Annotated in this window: 19 protein-coding genes; 18 read left to right on the forward strand and 1 reads right to left on the reverse strand. The window is 41.2% G+C overall.

Features of this window, described 5'->3' with window-relative positions; genetic code table 11:
- The first annotated feature begins 20 nt into the window (after positions 1-20).
- From BK584_RS16965 to BK584_RS16985, 5 genes are all read left to right on the forward strand, one after another.
- Complete coding sequence (locus BK584_RS16965; protein WP_078393674.1) at positions 21-920, forward strand: fumarylacetoacetate hydrolase family protein; 900 nt, start codon at positions 21-23, stop codon at positions 918-920.
- A complete protein-coding gene (gene gucD, locus BK584_RS16970) occupies positions 920-2,380 on the forward strand; it encodes an alpha-ketoglutaric semialdehyde dehydrogenase GucD (protein WP_078393675.1) in 1,461 nt (486 codons plus the stop codon). Before BK584_RS16965 ends, gucD begins: the two co-directional genes overlap by 1 nt.
- Positions 2,377-2,679, forward strand: a complete 303-nt coding sequence (locus BK584_RS16975; RefSeq protein WP_078393676.1) for a UxaA family hydrolase — start codon at positions 2,377-2,379, stop codon at positions 2,677-2,679. The genes gucD and BK584_RS16975 overlap by 4 nt, the downstream gene beginning before the upstream one ends.
- Positions 2,669-3,835: a UxaA family hydrolase gene (locus BK584_RS16980; protein WP_078393677.1), complete on the forward strand. Its 1,167-nt coding sequence runs from the start codon at positions 2,669-2,671 to the stop codon at positions 3,833-3,835. The genes BK584_RS16975 and BK584_RS16980 overlap by 11 nt, the downstream gene beginning before the upstream one ends.
- 247 nt (positions 3,836-4,082) lie before the next feature.
- Positions 4,083-4,955, forward strand: coding sequence for a universal stress protein (locus BK584_RS16985; protein ID WP_078393678.1), 873 nt, complete (start codon positions 4,083-4,085; stop codon positions 4,953-4,955).
- Positions 4,956-5,070: 115 nt separating this feature from the next.
- On the opposite strand, the gene BK584_RS16990 is transcribed toward BK584_RS16985, so the two are convergent.
- Complete coding sequence (locus BK584_RS16990; RefSeq protein ID WP_078393679.1) at positions 5,071-5,292, reverse strand: HlyC/CorC family transporter associated domain-containing protein; 222 nt, start codon at positions 5,290-5,292, stop codon at positions 5,071-5,073.
- 230 nt (positions 5,293-5,522) lie between these two features.
- Between BK584_RS16990 and BK584_RS16995 the strand changes: the two genes are divergently transcribed.
- From BK584_RS16995 to BK584_RS17050, 13 genes are all read left to right on the forward strand, one after another.
- Positions 5,523-5,819: a hypothetical protein gene (locus BK584_RS16995; RefSeq protein ID WP_078393680.1), complete on the forward strand. Its 297-nt coding sequence runs from the start codon at positions 5,523-5,525 to the stop codon at positions 5,817-5,819.
- Between the two features lie 41 nt (positions 5,820-5,860).
- Positions 5,861-5,995 carry a hypothetical protein gene (locus BK584_RS25405; RefSeq protein WP_281255763.1) on the forward strand — a complete coding sequence of 45 codons (135 nt, stop codon included), beginning with the start codon at positions 5,861-5,863 and terminating at the stop codon, positions 5,993-5,995.
- 87 nt (positions 5,996-6,082) lie between these two features.
- The gene (locus tag BK584_RS17000) at positions 6,083-6,943 is read left to right on the forward strand and encodes a mechanosensitive ion channel family protein (protein WP_169871332.1); all 861 of its coding nucleotides are present in this window, start codon (positions 6,083-6,085) and stop codon (positions 6,941-6,943) included.
- 211 nt (positions 6,944-7,154) lie between these two features.
- On the forward strand, positions 7,155-8,150 hold the full coding sequence (locus tag BK584_RS17005) for a LacI family DNA-binding transcriptional regulator (RefSeq protein ID WP_078393682.1): 996 nt from the start codon (positions 7,155-7,157) through the stop codon (positions 8,148-8,150).
- Complete coding sequence (gene rbsK / locus BK584_RS17010) at positions 8,137-9,015, forward strand: ribokinase (protein WP_078393683.1); 879 nt, start codon at positions 8,137-8,139, stop codon at positions 9,013-9,015. The genes BK584_RS17005 and rbsK overlap by 14 nt, the downstream gene beginning before the upstream one ends.
- 18 nt (positions 9,016-9,033) lie before the next feature.
- The gene (gene rbsD / locus BK584_RS17015; protein ID WP_078393684.1) at positions 9,034-9,423 is read left to right on the forward strand and encodes a D-ribose pyranase; all 390 of its coding nucleotides are present in this window, start codon (positions 9,034-9,036) and stop codon (positions 9,421-9,423) included.
- Between the two features lie 15 nt (positions 9,424-9,438).
- A complete protein-coding gene (locus BK584_RS17020; protein ID WP_078393685.1) occupies positions 9,439-10,938 on the forward strand; it encodes a sugar ABC transporter ATP-binding protein in 1,500 nt (499 codons plus the stop codon).
- Positions 10,925-11,869, forward strand: a complete 945-nt coding sequence (locus BK584_RS17025) for an ABC transporter permease subunit (RefSeq protein ID WP_078393686.1) — start codon at positions 10,925-10,927, stop codon at positions 11,867-11,869. Before BK584_RS17020 ends, BK584_RS17025 begins: the two co-directional genes overlap by 14 nt.
- A gap of 14 nt (positions 11,870-11,883) precedes the next feature.
- Positions 11,884-12,822 carry a ribose ABC transporter substrate-binding protein RbsB gene (rbsB, locus tag BK584_RS17030; protein ID WP_078393687.1) on the forward strand — a complete coding sequence of 313 codons (939 nt, stop codon included), beginning with the start codon at positions 11,884-11,886 and terminating at the stop codon, positions 12,820-12,822.
- A 325-nt stretch (positions 12,823-13,147) separates the two neighbouring features.
- The gene (locus BK584_RS17035; RefSeq protein WP_078393688.1) at positions 13,148-14,029 is read left to right on the forward strand and encodes a carbon-nitrogen hydrolase family protein; all 882 of its coding nucleotides are present in this window, start codon (positions 13,148-13,150) and stop codon (positions 14,027-14,029) included.
- A gap of 412 nt (positions 14,030-14,441) precedes the next feature.
- Complete coding sequence (locus BK584_RS17040; RefSeq protein ID WP_245808891.1) at positions 14,442-15,146, forward strand: GntR family transcriptional regulator; 705 nt, start codon at positions 14,442-14,444, stop codon at positions 15,144-15,146.
- Positions 15,147-15,539: 393 nt separating this feature from the next.
- Positions 15,540-16,469, forward strand: coding sequence for an ABC transporter permease (locus tag BK584_RS17045; protein WP_078395704.1), 930 nt, complete (start codon positions 15,540-15,542; stop codon positions 16,467-16,469).
- Positions 16,470-16,481: 12 nt separating this feature from the next.
- Positions 16,482-17,354, forward strand: a complete 873-nt coding sequence (locus tag BK584_RS17050) for a carbohydrate ABC transporter permease (RefSeq protein WP_078393689.1) — start codon at positions 16,482-16,484, stop codon at positions 17,352-17,354.
- Positions 17,355-17,358: the final 4 nt, after the last annotated feature.

Consider the following 17,358-nt stretch of genomic DNA (forward strand, 5'->3'; position numbering starts at 1 on the left):
TAAATGAAGGAGTGAGCGACATGAGAATCATACGTTACAAAGAAAAGGAACAGATTCATATTGCTGTAGTGAATGGGGAGGAAATTAAAACAACCCCACATCCGACTGTGACTGAACTATTGGAAGAAGCAAAAAGAAGTGGATTGCAGACATCGGTTTGGCTTAACTCAGAGCTATACAACTGGCCTGTTGCGGCTAAAACACTTGATGAACTACAGCTGCAAGTACCGTTTGAGCTTTCAGAAGTATGGGCAGCGGGCGTTACGTATCAACGCAGTCGGGAAGCGAGAAATTATGAAGCAACAGGCGGCGCGTTAAATGCAGAAACTTTTTATGACAAAGTGTACGATGCCGAGCGCCCAGAATTGTTTTTTAAATCAACGCCGTCTCGAACGGTTGGACCTGGGCAAGCCGTTGCGATCCGCTCGGATTCAAACTGGCAGATTCCAGAGCCAGAACTTGGGCTTGTTTTAAACAAAGAAGGCGAGCTTATTGGTTATACGATTGGCAATGATATGAGCTGCCGCGATATTGAAGGCGAAAATCCGTTGTATTTGCCACAAGCAAAAGTGTGGAAGCGCTCTTGTGCAATTGGTCCGGCACTGACGCTTGCAGACACAATTGACGATGTGTACAACTTATCGATTCGTTGTCGAATTATTCGCAATGGAGTGGTGGTGTTTGAAGACGCTGCTAGTCTGAAACAATTAAAACGCACTGTTGACGAACTAATTTCTTATTTGTTGCGAGATAACGAGATCGGTGATTATACCGTACTCCTCACTGGAACATGCATTGTTCCACCCAACGATTTTACCCTTAAGGAACAAGACGAAATCGAAATTGAAGTTGAAGGTATTGGCAAGCTGTCGAATGTCGTTAACAGTACAACTACAAAGAAAAAGGAGATGTATACGTGATGGCGGACATAGCAATCAAGCATCACTTTGGCAGTTTTATAAATGGCTCTTGGCACCAAGATGGTTCTTCTTTTGAAAGCACCAATCCAGCACAGCCAAAGGAAGTAGTTGGTACAGTGCATGAAACGACTACTGACGAGTTAACAGAAATGGTAAAACAGGCACAGATTGCCCAAAAGACGTGGGCTAAACTAGCGGCTCCATCGCGAGGAAACTTGCTTTATAAAGCGGCTGATGTGTTGGATGCAAGAGCGACCGAGATTGCCAAAACGATGACGCGGGAAATGGGGAAAACACTGGCAGAGGCAAAAGGTGAAACGGCAAGAGGTGCCGCGATTCTCCGTTATTATGCGGGTGAAGGTATGAGGGAAGTTGGCGATGTGATTCCGTCTACTGATCCAGAAGCGCTGATGTTTACAACAAGAACCCCGCTTGGCGTTGTTGGCGTCATTACACCGTGGAACTTTCCGGTTGCGATTCCAATTTGGAAAATGGCTCCAGCCCTTGCCTATGGCAACGCTGTTGTGCTGAAACCAGCACAAGAATCGGCAGTAACCGCGGCGAAAGTGATCGAATGTTTTGAGGAGGCTGGGTTTCCAAAAGGAGTTGTCAGCTTTGCTCCTGGGACTGGCGTAGACATTGGCAAAGCGCTAACCGAACAAGAAGGCATTGATGCGGTCACATTTACTGGTTCAAATGCAGTTGGCAAGAAAGTAGGGCAAACGTTACTTGCAAGAGGGGCGAAATACCAGCTTGAAATGGGCGGTAAAAATCCTGTGATCGTCTCAAAGGATGCTGATCTTGAGCTCGCCGTAGCGGCAACAATTAGTGGTGCATTAAAATCGACGGGGCAAAAGTGTACCGCAACGAGCCGGGTCATTGTCGAAGAAGCGGTTTATGAACACTTCAAAGAAAAGTTGTTGAATGAAATCGCAACGCTTACGGTTGGCGATGGCCTCGAAGCTGGTACATGGATGGGCCCTCTTGCGAATGAGGAGCAATTATATAAAGTGTTAGATGCGATCGAAAAAGGTATATCGGAAGGCGCTGATTTGCTTATTGGTGGGAAACGAGTTGCCGGATCAGATGGATATTTTGTAGAACCAACTGTATTTGAGGCAGTAGAGAGAGAGATGTCACTTGCAAGAGAAGAAATTTTTGGTCCAGTGCTTGCGCTTATAAAGGCGCCTTCGTTTGATGAGGCGCTTGAGCTTGCCAATGATTCAGAATATGGTCTGAGCGCATCGGTCTTCACGACCAATATTGAACGGATGATGACGTTTATTAACGAGATGGAAGCAGGGCTTGTTCGGGTAAATGCAGAAAGCGCAGGGGTGGAGCTTCAGGCTCCATTTGGCGGTATGAAAAACTCAAGCTCTCACTCTCGTGAACAAGGCAGGGCAGCGATTGAATTCTTTACATCAATTAAAACCGTGTTTGTGAAAGGAGGACGGCGATGACGAGCATTCGAACTCATGTGGTCATGCGTCCAGAAGACAACGTTGCCACTGCGTTAACGTTTATCGAAAAAAACAAACGTGTGCCTCTCAATCAAGGCGAGGAAGTGATCATTCAAGCAGAAGACGGCATTGCATTTGGGCATAAATTTGCGCTCGTTAATATAAAAAAAGGAACCGATATTTTCAAATACGGCGAAATTATTGGCATTGCCTCTTCTGACATTGATGCGGGCGACCATGTCCACATTCATAACGTCGATGGAAAACGCGGAAGAGGAGATGTAAACGATGAGTCTTAAATTAACCGGCTATCACCGTTCCGATGGGACAGTGGGCATACGGAACCACGTCTTAATTTTACCCACAATCGTCTGTGCGACTCAAGCGGCAATGAATGTCACTAAGCTCGTGGATGGGACAGTCTCTATTGTACATCAACACGGGTGCGCCCAAGTTGGCGCTGATTATGAGCAAACGTTCCGCACCTACGTGGGCATGGGATTAAATCCAAACGTTTATGGTGTCGTCGTAATGGGGCTAGGTTGCGAGACGCATCAGGGCAGGAGCGTTGCGAATGAAATCGCTAAACGAACAAATAAACCGGTTGAGCTTGTTTCAATCCAAGATCATAGCGGTACGCTTCAGGCGACAGTAGAAGCAGCAAAAATTGCAACGAAGATGGTACAAGACGCATCTATGGTTGAAAGAGAGCCAATTTTGTTCTCTGACTTGGTTGTTGGCACCGAATGCGGTGGCTCTGACGCTTGTTCAGGCTTATCTGCCAATCCGGCGGTCGGATACGTTAGCGACGCGATTGCTGAAAAAGGTGGCACTTCAATCTTAGCAGAGACGACAGAGCTAATTGGTGCTGAACATTTACTGGCAGACCGGGCAAAAAACGAACAAGTTGTTAAGCGTGTTTTTGAGGTGATTGAAGCGATGGAAAATCGCGCTTTTGGGATGGGAGTCGATATTCGTACAGGAAATCCAAGCCCTGGGAATAAAAAAGGCGGATTGACCACGCTTGAGGAGAAATCACTAGGGGCTGCAGCTAAAGCGGGTACATCCCGTTTGAATGAACTTGTCAATTATGCCGAAAAGCCGACAGAAAAAGGATTAGTTTGGATGGATACCCCGGGTCATGATATTGAGCAGCTTACTGGTATGACGGCAGGTGGTGCCCAACTTGTGTTGTTTACGAGCGGGCGTGGCACGCCAACTGGATCGCCAATCGCACCTGTTATCAAGATTGCGACTAATACAGCAATGTTTGAAATGATGAATGACAATATGGACGTAAATGCTGGAACAATTATTGAAGGTAAAGAAACGATTGAAGAAACGGGTGAACGTCTGATGGCTGAAATTGCTGCTGTTGCTTCTGGTAAACGGACGAAAGCGGAAATTCTCAAACAACATGACTTCGGGATATGGCGAATTGGACCGACGTTTTAAATTTTCGTGTTGAAATAAGCCGTAAGCTATTAATTAAATAATCATCTTATTGGACCTAACTCTCTATTTCATAGAAGTTAGGTCTTCTAATCGTTTTATAGAATTTAACTTACATATCCCATCCGATTAAATTCCTTGAATGTTCACATAATTACGGCTAAATTTTCCTTTTTATCTTAGAAAAACGGGTATAGTAGAAGTGAGGATGCTATCGAATTTCTTTTAAACAAGAAGGGAGATAACAAGCATGTATAAACGAATTGTTGTTGGTGTAGATGGGTCAGAGCAATCAAACCATGCATTTGCGAAAGCGCTAGTCATAGCGGAAGCAAGTGAAGCTACACTTATTATTGGTCACGTAATGGATATTAGGAACTTCCCAAATGAGCACCTGTTGTATTCAGGTCAGCTTTGGGAGGAATGGAAAGGCGTAGCAGATGAACTGCTACAAGCACACAAGAAGCAGGCAGAAGCAAAAGGTGTTGTCGTGGAAACGGCATTCTCTTCTGGTAATCCGCGTATCCAAGTAGCAAAGGAATTAACGAAAGATTACGAGGCAGACTTGCTTATTACGTCAGCAACAGGACGTAACCGAATAGACCGTTTATTTACTGGAAGTGTGGCAGAGGCGGCAATGCGTCACTCACCTTGTGATTATTTAATCGTAAAAGGGTATGAGAACGCATCTAACCGATATACAAATATTGTAGTTGGAATTGATGGATCAAATCAGTCAGAAAACGCGGTACGCGAAGCTGCGATATTAGCTAAGGAACATGGTTCTGACTTAACAATCGTGTATGTCTTACCTGTCTCCTCGTATCAAGGTGTTGCCACCTCGTCCCCAGAATTAATGGAGAAACGAGAGCGAGAAAAGATTAAGGATATGCTTGCCTCCAACAAAGAGCGAGCAGAAGAGATGGGAGCATTAAATGTGAAAACGGAATTCCTTTATGGCAGTCCTCGCGAAAAGTTCTCGACCGGTCTTTCGAACACAATTAATCCAGACTTAATCGTTATCGGATCAACAGGAACAAATATGGTGACTCGCTTTATGATTGGAAGTGTGGCAGAAGCCGCGATGCGTCATGCACCATGCGATGTATTAACGGTTAAATGAGGAATTAGGGAAGGCGAAGTACTGTTGTGCCTATTGATTAAAAGACAAGCTTAAAAAAGCAAAGCACTGCCCAAACGGGCCGTGCTTTTTATTCGCTCAAATTCTTTTTTGTAATTTATACTCGACTTACTTTTTTTGAATCAACTTCTAATATCTTTAACTGTAAGTCCTTATAATCTAATTGTTCGTTAATGCTTGGCAAGTAGCCAAATTGGTGCAGTAAAAATCCTGCTAAATTGTCTTCTTCTTCAGGTATTCTTGTATGGAACACATTGTTTAGTCCGCGTAAAGCAATTTTTCCGTCGCAAATAATTTCTGATTCTGTTTTGTTTTTCAATTAAGACATCATCAATATCGGTCTCGTCTTCAATGTCTTCTCCAATCATCGCTTCAATCAGGTCTTCGTGCGTAATGATTCCTTCTGTACCTCCGTACTCATCAAGTACGATCGCAAAATGCTTTTTACTGGTTTCCTTATTTTATAAATTGGGTACTGGTTGTGTAGTAGTCATATTTAACTCGTGTATATAGAATCGAGTCGTTTATGCAGATAAAAGGGGAGAAGAAATGACACATCAAGAAAATAAATCGAGCCACGACTCATTGGTCGCGGTGTCGGATAAATTGTTTGAGAGTATTATTGAAGAGTTAAATGTGAGCACGGCATACATAGCGAGAAAAGACCGTCATGTGATGACAGTTGTGAACTCTTATAATCGAGACGAAGAGATTGTGCCAAAAGAATATGAATTAGACTATAAGGAGTCGAACTGTGAATTGGTTCTTCAAGCAGAGGATGGGTCAAAAAGCATCAGCAATTTTATGCAAGATGTGTTCACTGAGGGCGATTTACTAACCTATTAAATCGACTTGTCTCGGCACTGCGTATAATGGGTGTTCGTGTTATGCTAACAGCTGTTCCAGTTGAGCTTGCAAACCAAGATTCTGCTCGAAATCATTTGAATACCCTTGATGTAGAATCTGTAAAAAATATTCAATCAGCCTTAAAGAAAATTGGTTATATACTAAAGGAAATTTAAGGAAACAGATCGATATTCTTTGAAATCTTTTTTTGGAAGATGATAGAATGTGAACCACATTTAAAAATGATCGATAGGAGGGTTACGATGTTCGGAGACTTGTGGAATTCAACGTATGATCTACTATCCGACACGGGCTTTTGGCTAAGTGTTCTTGGTACTGTAGTGAAAGTCATTGTTATTTTAATTCTTGCTCGTATGATTCTGGGCTTCTTGAAAAAGGTAATTAGCCAGACGCTAAAAAAGAGAGAGGGAAAATACGTCAATTTATCAGAACAACGGAGTCAGACACTCGTTTCTTTGTTACATAGTATTGCTGCGAATGTCATTTACTTTATTGCTATTTTGCTTGTTCTTGATGAGCTTGGTTTCTCACTCGCCTCAGTTCTTGTTGGAGCTGGAGTTCTTGGTCTCGCGATTGGTTTTGGTGCGCAGAATGTAGTTCGCGATGTCATCACTGGTTTCTTTATCTTGTATGAAGACCAGTTCTCAGTAGGTGATTATATTACAACAGGTGAATATACAGGAACAGTAATTGACTTTGGCTTACGTGTAACGAAGATTCAAGATTGGACCGGAGAAGTAAATATCATTCCAAACGGTCATATTGAAGAAGTGAAAAATTATTCAAAAGAAAACGCTTATGCGGTTGTGGATATGCGTGTCTCGTATCAGGATCGGATCGAAACGACACAGGAAATCATTGAGGAAGCCTGCCTGTCAGTGTTTGAAAAAGAAGAGAATATGATTCAAAAACCGGAAATGCTTGGTTTACAAGAAATCGGCGAATCAGGTGCAGTTATTCGAACAATTGCTCTTTGTAAACCGGTGATGCAATGGGGAGTGGAACGTGAGATGAGACGTGCAATTTTAGATGCATTTGCATTAAAAGGTGTCGAGGTTCCTTACCAACAAATTACGGTACATCAAAAGGGAAATGTTTCTTAACGAATAAAAAGCTTGTGGCTTAGCCACAAGCTTTTTAAAACTGAAAATAAACGCACGCGCATGTCGTGCGTATAACGAGGTAAGAGGCGTTTCTTCCACACCTTAGCTAAAAAAATCAAAAAAAGTTTGCTACGTATTTTCAATTGACAAAAGGCTAGTGTAGACATATACTTTGTGTAACCGGTTACACATCATGAGGAGAAGAAGAGTTATGACAACGATAAAAGATGTTGCAAAATATGCGAACGTCTCTGTAGCAACGGTCTCACGTGTGTTGAACCAAAAGGGATACGTCAGTAAAGAGGCAGAAAAAGCTGTTACTTCAGCAATAGAAGCTTTGAATTATAAACCAAACGCAATCGCCAGGACACTTTATCATAAAACATCAGGGATGATAGGTTTGCTTGTACCAGATATTGCGAACCCATTCTTTCCAGAGCTAGCGCGCTCAATTGAGGATATTGCTTTAAAAAAGGGCTATACCGTCGTACTTTGCAACACAGACAGTGAGCTCGTCAAAGAGCAACAGTATGTGCGGGCCTTGCAGCAGAAATACGTTGATGGACTCATCTTAGCCACAGGAACTGGCTCCTATGAACACTATCAGACATTGGATATGCCCGTAGTCGCTTTGGATCGCTTTATAAGTAAAGATATACCAACTGTTGTTTCCGAAAATAAAAACGGCGCAAAAGCTGCAACGATGCATCTAATTGAAAAAGGGTGTACGTTCATTGCACACTTAAGAGGACCAAAAGGTCTTGCACCAGCCGACGATCGATATGAAGGATTTAAGGAAGTGGTTGAAGCCAAAGGAATTGCTCATATTATCGTTGAGACAGGTTTCCACATCGAAAAAGCGGAAGAAGTGGTTCAACGTCTTCTAAAGCAACATCCTACCGTTGATGGTATTTTTGCAAGTAGTGATGTAACTGCCGCTGGTGCAATGAAAGCAGCTCATACGTTAAAGCGAGAGATCCCATCAGAAATACAAATTGTAGGTTTTGATGGCATCTTATTTGGAGACATGCTTGTTCCATCCTTAACGACAGTTCAGCAACCAATTTATGAAATGGGCGTACGTTCAGTTGAATTATTAGTACAATTAATTGAGAAAAAAACGTTGTTGTCCTACTGGCATGAGCTGCCGACAACATTAAAGTTACGAGGTACGACTAAAGGAGGTAGCTTAAGTGTCAAAACCTAAAGTAACCGTTATTGGAAGCATTAATATGGACATGGTTACCCAAACCGATGTGGTGCCAGAACAAGGTGAAACCGTTATGGGAACAGGATTTCAAACTGTTTTTGGAGGTAAAGGTGCTAACCAAGCAGTCGCTTGTGCAAGGCTTGGGGCTGATGTGAAAATGATTGGTCGCGTCGGTGATGATGCGTTTGGAGAGTTGCTTAAGGGTGGGCTACTCGCAGAAGGGGTTTCTGTCGACTGTGTGGAACCCGTTACACACTGTAGTTCAGGTGTCGCGACAATCCTTTTATCTGATCGTGATAACCGTATTATCGTAACTCCTGGTGCAAATCACCGTGTTGATGAAGCTTATGTATCTTCATACGAAGATGTAATCGCTTCAAGTGACATCGTTCTTGTGCAATTAGAAATTCCACTAAAAACAGTTGTATATACGGTGGATCTCTGTGCCAAACATCAAATCCCGGTCATTCTTAATCCTGCTCCTGCGCAAGAGCTCCCACCGGAAACATATGAGAAAAGCACATATATCACACCTAATGAATCGGAACAGGAGCAATTGTTTTCTAAAGTGAGTGCTGCTTTAAGCGAGAAGCTTATTGTGACGCAAGGAGCGAATGGAGTACGTTGGTTTGAGAATGGACAAACAGAATATGTTGCAGGCCATCAACTCGTTCCTGTTGATACGACAGGAGCTGGGGACACCTTTAATGGAGCACTTGCTGTAGCAATTGGTAACAAGCAACCCTTGCGTGAAGCCATTTCATTTGCTAATGCAGCTGCAGCTGTTTCCGTACAGTCATTTGGTGCACAAGGTGGTATGCCAACAACAGAAGAGGTTTGGACATTTCTCGCCAATAAGTAGTTAATAGGAGGATCTCCAATGAAAAAAACTGGAATTTTAAATCGTGATATCGCTCGGGTGCTCGCATCACTCGGGCATACAGATCATATTGTCATTGCTGATTGTGGGTTACCAATTCCTTCAGGTGTCGAGTGCATTGATCTTTCCATTAAACGTGGAGTACCTACATTTGTTGAGGTACTTGAAGAAGTATTAGAAGACATGGAAGTAGAGGCAATGATCGCCGCAACAGAAGCTAAAGAAAAGAACCCTTTTGTTCACCATGCCTTACAGAGCAAAGGAATTCCAACGTACTACTTGCCACATGAAGATTTGAAAGCGGAAACACATAAGGTGAAGACGGTTATTCGTACAGGAGAAAGTACTCCGTATGCAAATGTTATTCTGCGAGCCGGCGTGATCTTTTAAGAGGAGGGATTCACGATGATTGTTGAGATGAGCAATATAAGCAAGTCTTTTAATGGAAACAACGTATTAAAGAATGTTAAATTCTCTCTTCAAAAAGGCGAAATTCATGCACTAATGGGTGAGAATGGAGCGGGAAAATCAACGCTTATGAAAATCTTAACAGGAATCTATCCTAGGGATGAAGGCGTTGTACGAGTAAAGGGACGAGAGGTTGCATACAACCATCCAAAAGATGCAGAGTTAGACGGAATTGCTGTGATTCACCAAGAATTAAATATCTTGCCAGAGCTTTCAGTAGCAGAGAATTTATTCTTAGGAAATGAACAGACGTTTGGAAAAACGGGCTGGTTAAAAACGAAGGAGATGAATCGGCATGCTGAACAAGCGTTGGCTGAACTTGGTCTTAAAGTAAAAGCTACAGAGCGAGCAGGACGTTTATCCGTTGGAAAGCAGCAATTGATTGAAATTGCAAAAGCTTTAAGAACGAATGCCGACATTATTATTATGGACGAACCAACTGCGGCGTTAACAGATAGGGAAATTGATACGCTGTTTGAAGTGGTTCGTGGTTTACAGGAAAAAGGCGTTACGTTCGTATATATCTCACACAGGATGGAAGAAATTTTCTCCCTCTGTCAACGTATTACCGTACTACGCGATGGAAACTACGTTTCAACAGAAGTGATTGCAGAGACAAGTTTTGATGAGATTGTCAGGCTAATGGTTGGAAGAGAACTTGGTGGGCGTTACCCGAATCAAGATTTGACACCTGGTGAGGTAAAGCTTTCGGTAAAAGGAATAAGTCGAAAGGATGAATTTGAAAGCGTTACCTTCGATGTTCGTGCTGGTGAGATTTTTGGAATTGCAGGGCTTATGGGTGCAGGTCGGTCAGAGGTTGTTGAAACCATTTTTGGTTACAGGCGCATAGATAGTGGTCTGATTGAGTTAGATGGCAAACAAGTTTCCTTCAAAAGTCCGGTCGATGCGATTAAACAAGGCATTGGCTTTGTATCAGAAGACCGCAAAACGAAAGGACTAATTGTTGATTTCTCGGTACGTGACAATATGAATTTAACCAACTTAACATCGGTTTCCTCTGGTGGCGTGATGCAAGCAACGAAAGAACAAGCATTATATGAAGAGTTAGTTAAAAAGCTTGGAGTCCGGACATCGGGTCCAAATCAACGAGCCAAATCTTTAAGTGGGGGCAATCAACAAAAAGTGGTTATTGCCAAGTGGCTTGGGATTAAGCCGAAAGTACTCATTCTTGATGAACCAACACGAGGCGTCGATGTTGGAGCGAAAAAAGAGATTTATACGATTATGAATGAACTGGCTAAGCAAGGAGTGGCGATCATAATGGTTTCGTCGGAGCTACCAGAAATTATCGGTATGAGTACACGAGTTGCGGTTATGTTTGAAGGAAAACTCATGAAGATCTTAGATCATGATGAGCTCTCGGAAGAAACAATTATGCACGAAGCAACAGGAGGAGAAAAGCATGTTCGACAATAAACGAGTCAAAGCAATGGCAGCGATGCTGGGTCCATTTATCGGTTTGTTTTTAATTATAGTAATCATAAGTATTTTAAACCCTAGTTTTCTATCAGCTTCGAACTTGCTAAATGTCCTTCGGCAAGTATCCATTAATGCATTAATTGCCTTTGGAATGACCTTTGTTATTCTTACAGGTGGCATTGATTTATCTGTTGGTGCGATTCTCGCATTCTCTGGAGCAGTAACGGCTACCCTGCTTGCTTCAGGAATGGATCCGATGCTCGCGATTCTTCTAGGGTTGCTCGTAGGAGCTGCGCTTGGAGCGATCAACGGAATGATTATTGCAAAAGGAAAAGTGGCTCCTTTTATTGCGACACTAGCGACTATGACGATTTACCGTGGGGCCACATTGATGTTCACAGATGGACGTCCCGTTTCTAATTTAGGTGATTCAACCGTGTTTCAAATGATTGGTGGCGGTTACTTTTTTGGTATTCCAATGCCGGCAATTACGATGATGGTTAGTTTTGTTATCTTGTATTTTATCTTAAAGAAAACAACATTTGGACGACGTGTGTATGCAGTTGGTGGCAACGAAGAGGCATCCATTTTATCGGGAATTAAAGTTGATCGAATCAAAATTTACGTGTATTCACTGACGGGCTTTTTGGCTGCGGTAGCGGGTGTGATCTTAACCTCACGTTTAAACTCGGCACAGCCAACGGCGGGAACGATGTTTGAATTAGATGCCATTGCAGCGGTTGTCCTTGGTGGAACAAGTTTAACCGGTGGAAGAGGCTGGATTGTCGGCACGCTTATCGGTGCCTTAATTATAGGAGTCTTGAATAATGGATTGAACTTGTTAGGCGTGAGCTCGTTCTTCCAGCAAGTAGTAAAAGGAAGCGTTATCTTACTCGCGGTCTTGCTTGATCGTAGAAAAACAGCTTAAAGGAGAGATTTTAAATGAAAAAACTTCAATTATCGGTTGCCATGTTTGGGATTACAGCAATGCTTGCTGCTTGTTCAATGGACGCACCAGTTTCAGATGAGGCGTTACCAGAGGGTGGCAATGAAGGTGGAGCGAGTGATGGAGAGTTTACTGTTGGTTTATCTGTTTCAACAATGAATAACCCCTTCTTTGTTACATTAGGGGAAGGGGCAGAAGCAAAAGCAACTGAGCTCGGTTTTGAAATGGTTTCTGTTGACGCACAAGACGATAGTGCAAAACAAATCAACGACATTGAGGATCTTATTCAACGCGGAGTTGATTTAATTATAATCAATCCAACTGATTCTTCTGCTGTAGCGGCTGCAGTTCAATCAGCTAATGATGCAGACATCCCAGTTATAACGGTAGACCGAGCAGCTGACAATGGAGAGGTCGTCACTCATATTGCATCTGATAACATCGCTGGAGGCGAGATGGCTGGAGAGCTTTTACTCGAACTAGTTGGTGAAAATGCAGTAGTTGCAGAACTTGAAGGTATACCTGGTTCCTCTGCTGCTCGAGAACGTGGAGAAGGATTTAACAATATTGCTGATCATTCCTTTAACGTAGGCGCAAAGCAAACAGCGAATTTTGCCCGCGCTGAAGGATTAACGGTGATGGAAAACATATTGCAAAGTAACCCTGACATCATGGGGGTATTCGCGCACAATGATGAAATGGCACTTGGTGCACTTGAGGCAATCTCTGCAGCTGGTCGTGATGATATCGTTGTAGTTGGTTTTGACGCGACAGACGATGCTGTAGCCTCTGTAGAGAGTGGCGGTCTTGCCGGCACAATTGCTCAGCAACCAACACTAATTGGGGAAGAAGCGATTGAAGCGGCAGCAGCTGTATTAAATGGTGAAAATGTAGAAGACTTTATCCCAGTTGATCTTGAGTTGATTCGGCAGTAATAACAGATAAGAAAAAACCTTTCGCGCTCTTGCGAAAGGTTTTTTCTACTTAAATTGGTGCTCTTGATCAAAGCAGTCATCATTAATTAAACGTTTGTTTAATCTTTTTAAAAAGCGAAGCATCCGTTGCCAGTTTTGATTTTATACTCGAGCAAGTCAGCGGACACCTTTATTTATCAAGGGTTCTTTTGGTTGTTCATTAATAAAGGAAATCGTCCACTTAACTCGAAGTAAGTAAAGCATGCTCAAAAAATGATGGAATGGTTGGTAATAGGATAAAGCACGAATGGAGTGCTACCCACTTAGAAAGAAAGGTGATAATTAAATGAAGCAATTTCGTATTGCAGTTGTGCAAGCGAAACGTGATCCGTATAACGAACAGCGAAATACGAAAGATGGACTCGCGTTTGTTCATGAAGCAAAATCAAAAGGAGCGGATATGGTCCTATTTCCTGAATGTTGGATTACTGGATATGAGTTCCCAGATCTCAATAAACCATATGCGGACTTAAAAGACGACCCTTCGTTTATAAAGTGGCGTGAAGAAGCATTAACTAAAGAAAGTCCACATGTGCAGGCGTTTTGTAACCTTGCCAAGCAACTTCAAATTGCTATTGTTATTACTGGTTATACAAAAGGAGAAAAAGCTCCGCGCAATAGTGCTTTTGTTATTAATAAAGCAGGGGAAATCGCTTTTCAATATGACAAAGTTCACACATGTGATTTTGCTGATGAAAAGATGTTGGAGTCTGGTAATTCATTTCACGTATGCAACGTGGACGGTGTGCAGATAGGCATTATGATTTGTTATGATAGAGAATATCCAGAAAGTGCTCGAATTTTAATGTTGAAAGGCGCAGAACTCATTTTAGTACCAAATGATTGTGAGACGATGGCCCCAAGAGTACAGGCGCTATCAACGAGAGCGTATGAAAATATGACAGGTATAGTTATGGCGAACCCTCCTCGAGAAAATGCAGGTTTTTCTTGTGCATTTAGCCCAATTTGTTGGGATGAGAACGGGAAAGCAATGGATAATACCGTGATGATGGCAGACGAAACAAGTGAAGGACTGTTTATGGCAGAGTTCGATTTAGACAAATTACGCAACTATCGTAAAAAGGAAATGATGGGAAATACATTTCGGAAAGTAAAGGCTTACGGAGAGCTGTTAAGAGAGGCGGTGGAAGAACCGTTTGTGCGTTGATGAGGAAACAACTGAAGAGCAAAACTCGTTTTGAGTTACTCGCTTTCTCGCATCAGACATAGAGTTCCAATGGCATTAGACAAGTTCAGATCCAGAGATTTTTAACGAAGTACGGGCATTTGTTGGCGATAATACGGTTATAAAAAGAGATGATGGCGAACCTTCCTTGCTTGAATGATCGGTTGCAGAAACAGAGACACTACAGGATTTGTTGCATCAAGTAGATTAAGATGGTTATTATGATTAAGTAAATGAAGATATAATATATGTTTTATTAAAAAGATAGACTTCGGTTTATCTTTTTTACTGTAACGTTCTCTCGGGTTGCAAATGATTGAAATTTATAACAATATAAAATATAATAGCTGTAACTGACATACTAGTATGATTAAAGTGTAAGAAGCGTACGAATTTGTTAAGAGAGTGGGTGGGAACGATTTCTACGATTGATACGAAGAGAGTAAACGGTTCTACTAGGGATTTTGTATATCAGACGATTAAGAATCAAATTATTAACTTGGAATTAGAGCCAGGAAAGAAAATTTCTGAAAAAGAAGTAGCGAAGTTACTTGAAGTAAGTAAGACACCGGTTCGAGAAGCCTTTTTGATGCTTGCGCAAGAAGATTTATTAGATGTCTTTCCACAAAGTGGCACATTTGTATCGTATATAAGCTTAGAATTGGTTGAAGAAGGGCGTTTTGTCAGACAGAAAATTGAAGCCGCAATTGTTAAAGAGGCGTGCTTATCCTTTGGCGCAGACCAATTATTTCAATTAGAAAGCAACTTAGCAATGCAAGAGTTGTGCTTAGAAAAAGGAACGCATCAACGGTTATTTGAACTTGATGAAGAGTACCATCGGACATTATTTGAAGGGTGTAAGAAAAATCGATCTTGGAAGATGATTCGACAAATGAACAGTCATTTTGATCGGCTGCGAGTTCTAAGGTTAGCTTCAAACCCTGAATGGACGGGAATTGTCTCGCAGCACAAAAATATATTCGAGGCAATTCGTAATCAAGACATTGAATTAGCTGTAAAAGTAATGAATGACCACTTAGAAGCCGTTAATTATGAAAAAGACCAGTTAAGATTAAATTATCCGACTTATTTCTCTTAAGATTTATTTATGAAGGGAGTAGTAAACTCATATCCCTTCTTTTTTTAAGTTTTGGACCAATTTCTGAACATCTACTATTATAAAAGTTGAATAAATAACTGCCAATCGAAAAATAGGTTGTTAAATTGACAGTAAGTTTCTGTTTAACGTGTTGACATTTCTGAAAATTGAGGATATCATACTGATATATTAGCATTCTAGTTAGATCAGATTAACCCATAGATGTTTGCTAAAAAAGAAGTCCGTTTTGTGAAAACGGTTTCTTTTTTACCTACTTAATTTGATCATTAAACTAAGTTTTGTGAATCAATTCTTTTTGAAAGCTCATTAAATGAGAAGGCATTTAAAGTAAGGGGGGCATGACATGTGCAGCAAGTAGCAAAAGATTTAAGCATGCAATCATTAAGGGAAAGTACAAAGTGGGGAAGAGCGAAAAAAATCTTAAAAAAAGATTGGCAATTGTATTCGCTATTGTTAATCCCCATCCTCTATTTCATTATTTTTAAATATGGACCCATGTTTGGCAATATTATCGCGTTTAGACGCTTTGTCCCTGGGGGGAACATCATTGGAGAGGAATGGGTAGGACTATACTACTTCCAGATGTTTCTGAATGATCCGACTTTCTTTGCGGTCTTTCAAAATACGCTTATCTTAGCCTTGCTTTTACTAGTCATTACATTTCCTATACCAATCATTTTTGCTTTGCTTCTAAATGAAATTAAGCGAAAAGGGTTCAAACGATTTGTACAGACAACTTCTTATCTGCCTCACTTTTTCTCGATGGTCGTTGTCGCAGGGATGGTATTAGAACTCGTTTCGGTAAACGGGTCAATAAATAACTTAGTAGAGTTCTTTACTGGAAACCGATATAGCTTCATCCAAATGCCTGAATGGTTCCGCACGATTTTTATTTCTTCAGATGTGTGGCAAACAACCGGTTGGGGTGCGATTCTTTATCTTGCTGCATTAACTGGAATTAATGATGAGTTGTATGAAGCTGCTCGAATTGACGGAGCAAATCGCTGGAAACAAACGCTTCATATTACAATACCGGGCATCCTACCTACAATTGTTGTCTTATTAATCTTGAACATCGGGAACTTCTTGCAAGTCGGCTTTGAAAAAATTCTATTACTCTACAATCCGCTTATTTACGAAACAGCTGATGTAATTGCTACTTATGTTTACCGAATTGGAATTCAATCAGCCAGCTTTAGTTACGGGACGGCGATTGGCTTATTTGAAGCTTTAATTGGATTGATATTAGTCTTTGGAGCGAATTTCCTATCAAGAAAAGTAACTGATAACAGCTTGTGGTAAGGAGGGTACTTGATGCAGGAATCAATTCAGTATCGAATTTTTAAGTTTTTTAATGCAGCACTGATGTTGCTCATTATCTTTGTAACGCTATACCCCTTTTTAAATATTGTTGCTCAATCGTTTAGTTCAGAAGCAAATATTGTTGCGGGTAATGTCAATTTAATCCCTCAAGGCTTTAATATTGATACGTACCGAGTCGTTATGAGCGATAATATGTTCTGGACTAATTATAAAAATACCGTTATATATACCGTTGTTGGGACTGCAATCTCACTTGTTTTATCAACAATGCTCGCTTATCCCCTTTCAAAAAGGCGTTTAAGAGGTAGAAACTTCATTATTATGTTTGTTGTTTTTACGATGTTCTTTAACGGCGGGTTAATTCCTAACTATGTATTAATTAGTAGTTTAGGTTTTGGTAATACGATTTGGGCAATTGTTATTCCAGGCGCAATTAGCGTCTTTAACTTACTCATTATGAAAACATTTTTTGAAAACATACCGGAAGAACTTGAAGAGGCAGCGATTGTTGATGGATCAAACACATATGGGATTTTACTTAAGATTGTGTTGCCTCTATCAAAGCCAATTTTAGCGACAATGATGCTCTTTTATGCGGTAACACATTGGAACTCTTGGTTCCCTGCTTTTCTTTACTTCAGTGACAAAGATCTATTCCCAGTTTCAATGTACTTAAGAAACATGATAAAAGGTGTAGAAGGAACGCTCTCAACAGGGGCAACAAGTGCGGATAACTTAAATCAAATATCATCTAACATTAAGTCAGTAACAATGGTCTTAACCGTATTGCCTATTCTCTGTGTTTATCCATACATTCAAAAGTACTTTGTTTCAGGCGTGATGTTAGGTTCTGTAAAAGGGTAACGTA

Source organism: Shouchella patagoniensis, assembly GCF_002019705.1.
Lineage (GTDB): Bacteria > Bacillota > Bacilli > Bacillales > Bacillaceae_D > Shouchella > Shouchella patagoniensis.

What these genes read in the sequence shown, in the direction of transcription:
- BK584_RS16965 (WP_078393674.1), top strand. Translation starts at nt 21, where the DNA reads ATGAGAATCATACGTTACAAAGAAAAGGAACAGATTCATATTGCTGTA.
- gucD (WP_078393675.1), top strand. Translation starts at nt 920, where the DNA reads ATGGCGGACATAGCAATCAAGCATCACTTTGGCAGTTTTATAAATGGC.
- BK584_RS16975 (WP_078393676.1), top strand. Translation starts at nt 2,377, where the DNA reads ATGACGAGCATTCGAACTCATGTGGTCATGCGTCCAGAAGACAACGTT.
- BK584_RS16980 (WP_078393677.1), top strand. Translation starts at nt 2,669, where the DNA reads ATGAGTCTTAAATTAACCGGCTATCACCGTTCCGATGGGACAGTGGGC.
- BK584_RS16985 (WP_078393678.1), top strand. Translation starts at nt 4,083, where the DNA reads ATGTATAAACGAATTGTTGTTGGTGTAGATGGGTCAGAGCAATCAAAC.
- BK584_RS16995 (WP_078393680.1), top strand. Translation starts at nt 5,523, where the DNA reads ATGACACATCAAGAAAATAAATCGAGCCACGACTCATTGGTCGCGGTG.
- BK584_RS25405 (WP_281255763.1), top strand. Translation starts at nt 5,861, where the DNA reads ATGCTAACAGCTGTTCCAGTTGAGCTTGCAAACCAAGATTCTGCTCGA.
- BK584_RS17000 (WP_169871332.1), top strand. Translation starts at nt 6,083, where the DNA reads ATGTTCGGAGACTTGTGGAATTCAACGTATGATCTACTATCCGACACG.
- BK584_RS17005 (WP_078393682.1), top strand. Translation starts at nt 7,155, where the DNA reads ATGACAACGATAAAAGATGTTGCAAAATATGCGAACGTCTCTGTAGCA.
- rbsD (WP_078393684.1), top strand. Translation starts at nt 9,034, where the DNA reads ATGAAAAAAACTGGAATTTTAAATCGTGATATCGCTCGGGTGCTCGCA.
- BK584_RS17020 (WP_078393685.1), top strand. Translation starts at nt 9,439, where the DNA reads ATGATTGTTGAGATGAGCAATATAAGCAAGTCTTTTAATGGAAACAAC.
- BK584_RS17025 (WP_078393686.1), top strand. Translation starts at nt 10,925, where the DNA reads ATGTTCGACAATAAACGAGTCAAAGCAATGGCAGCGATGCTGGGTCCA.
- rbsB (WP_078393687.1), top strand. Translation starts at nt 11,884, where the DNA reads ATGAAAAAACTTCAATTATCGGTTGCCATGTTTGGGATTACAGCAATG.
- BK584_RS17035 (WP_078393688.1), top strand. Translation starts at nt 13,148, where the DNA reads ATGAAGCAATTTCGTATTGCAGTTGTGCAAGCGAAACGTGATCCGTAT.
- BK584_RS17045 (WP_078395704.1), top strand. Translation starts at nt 15,540, where the DNA reads ATGCAATCATTAAGGGAAAGTACAAAGTGGGGAAGAGCGAAAAAAATC.
- BK584_RS17050 (WP_078393689.1), top strand. Translation starts at nt 16,482, where the DNA reads ATGCAGGAATCAATTCAGTATCGAATTTTTAAGTTTTTTAATGCAGCA.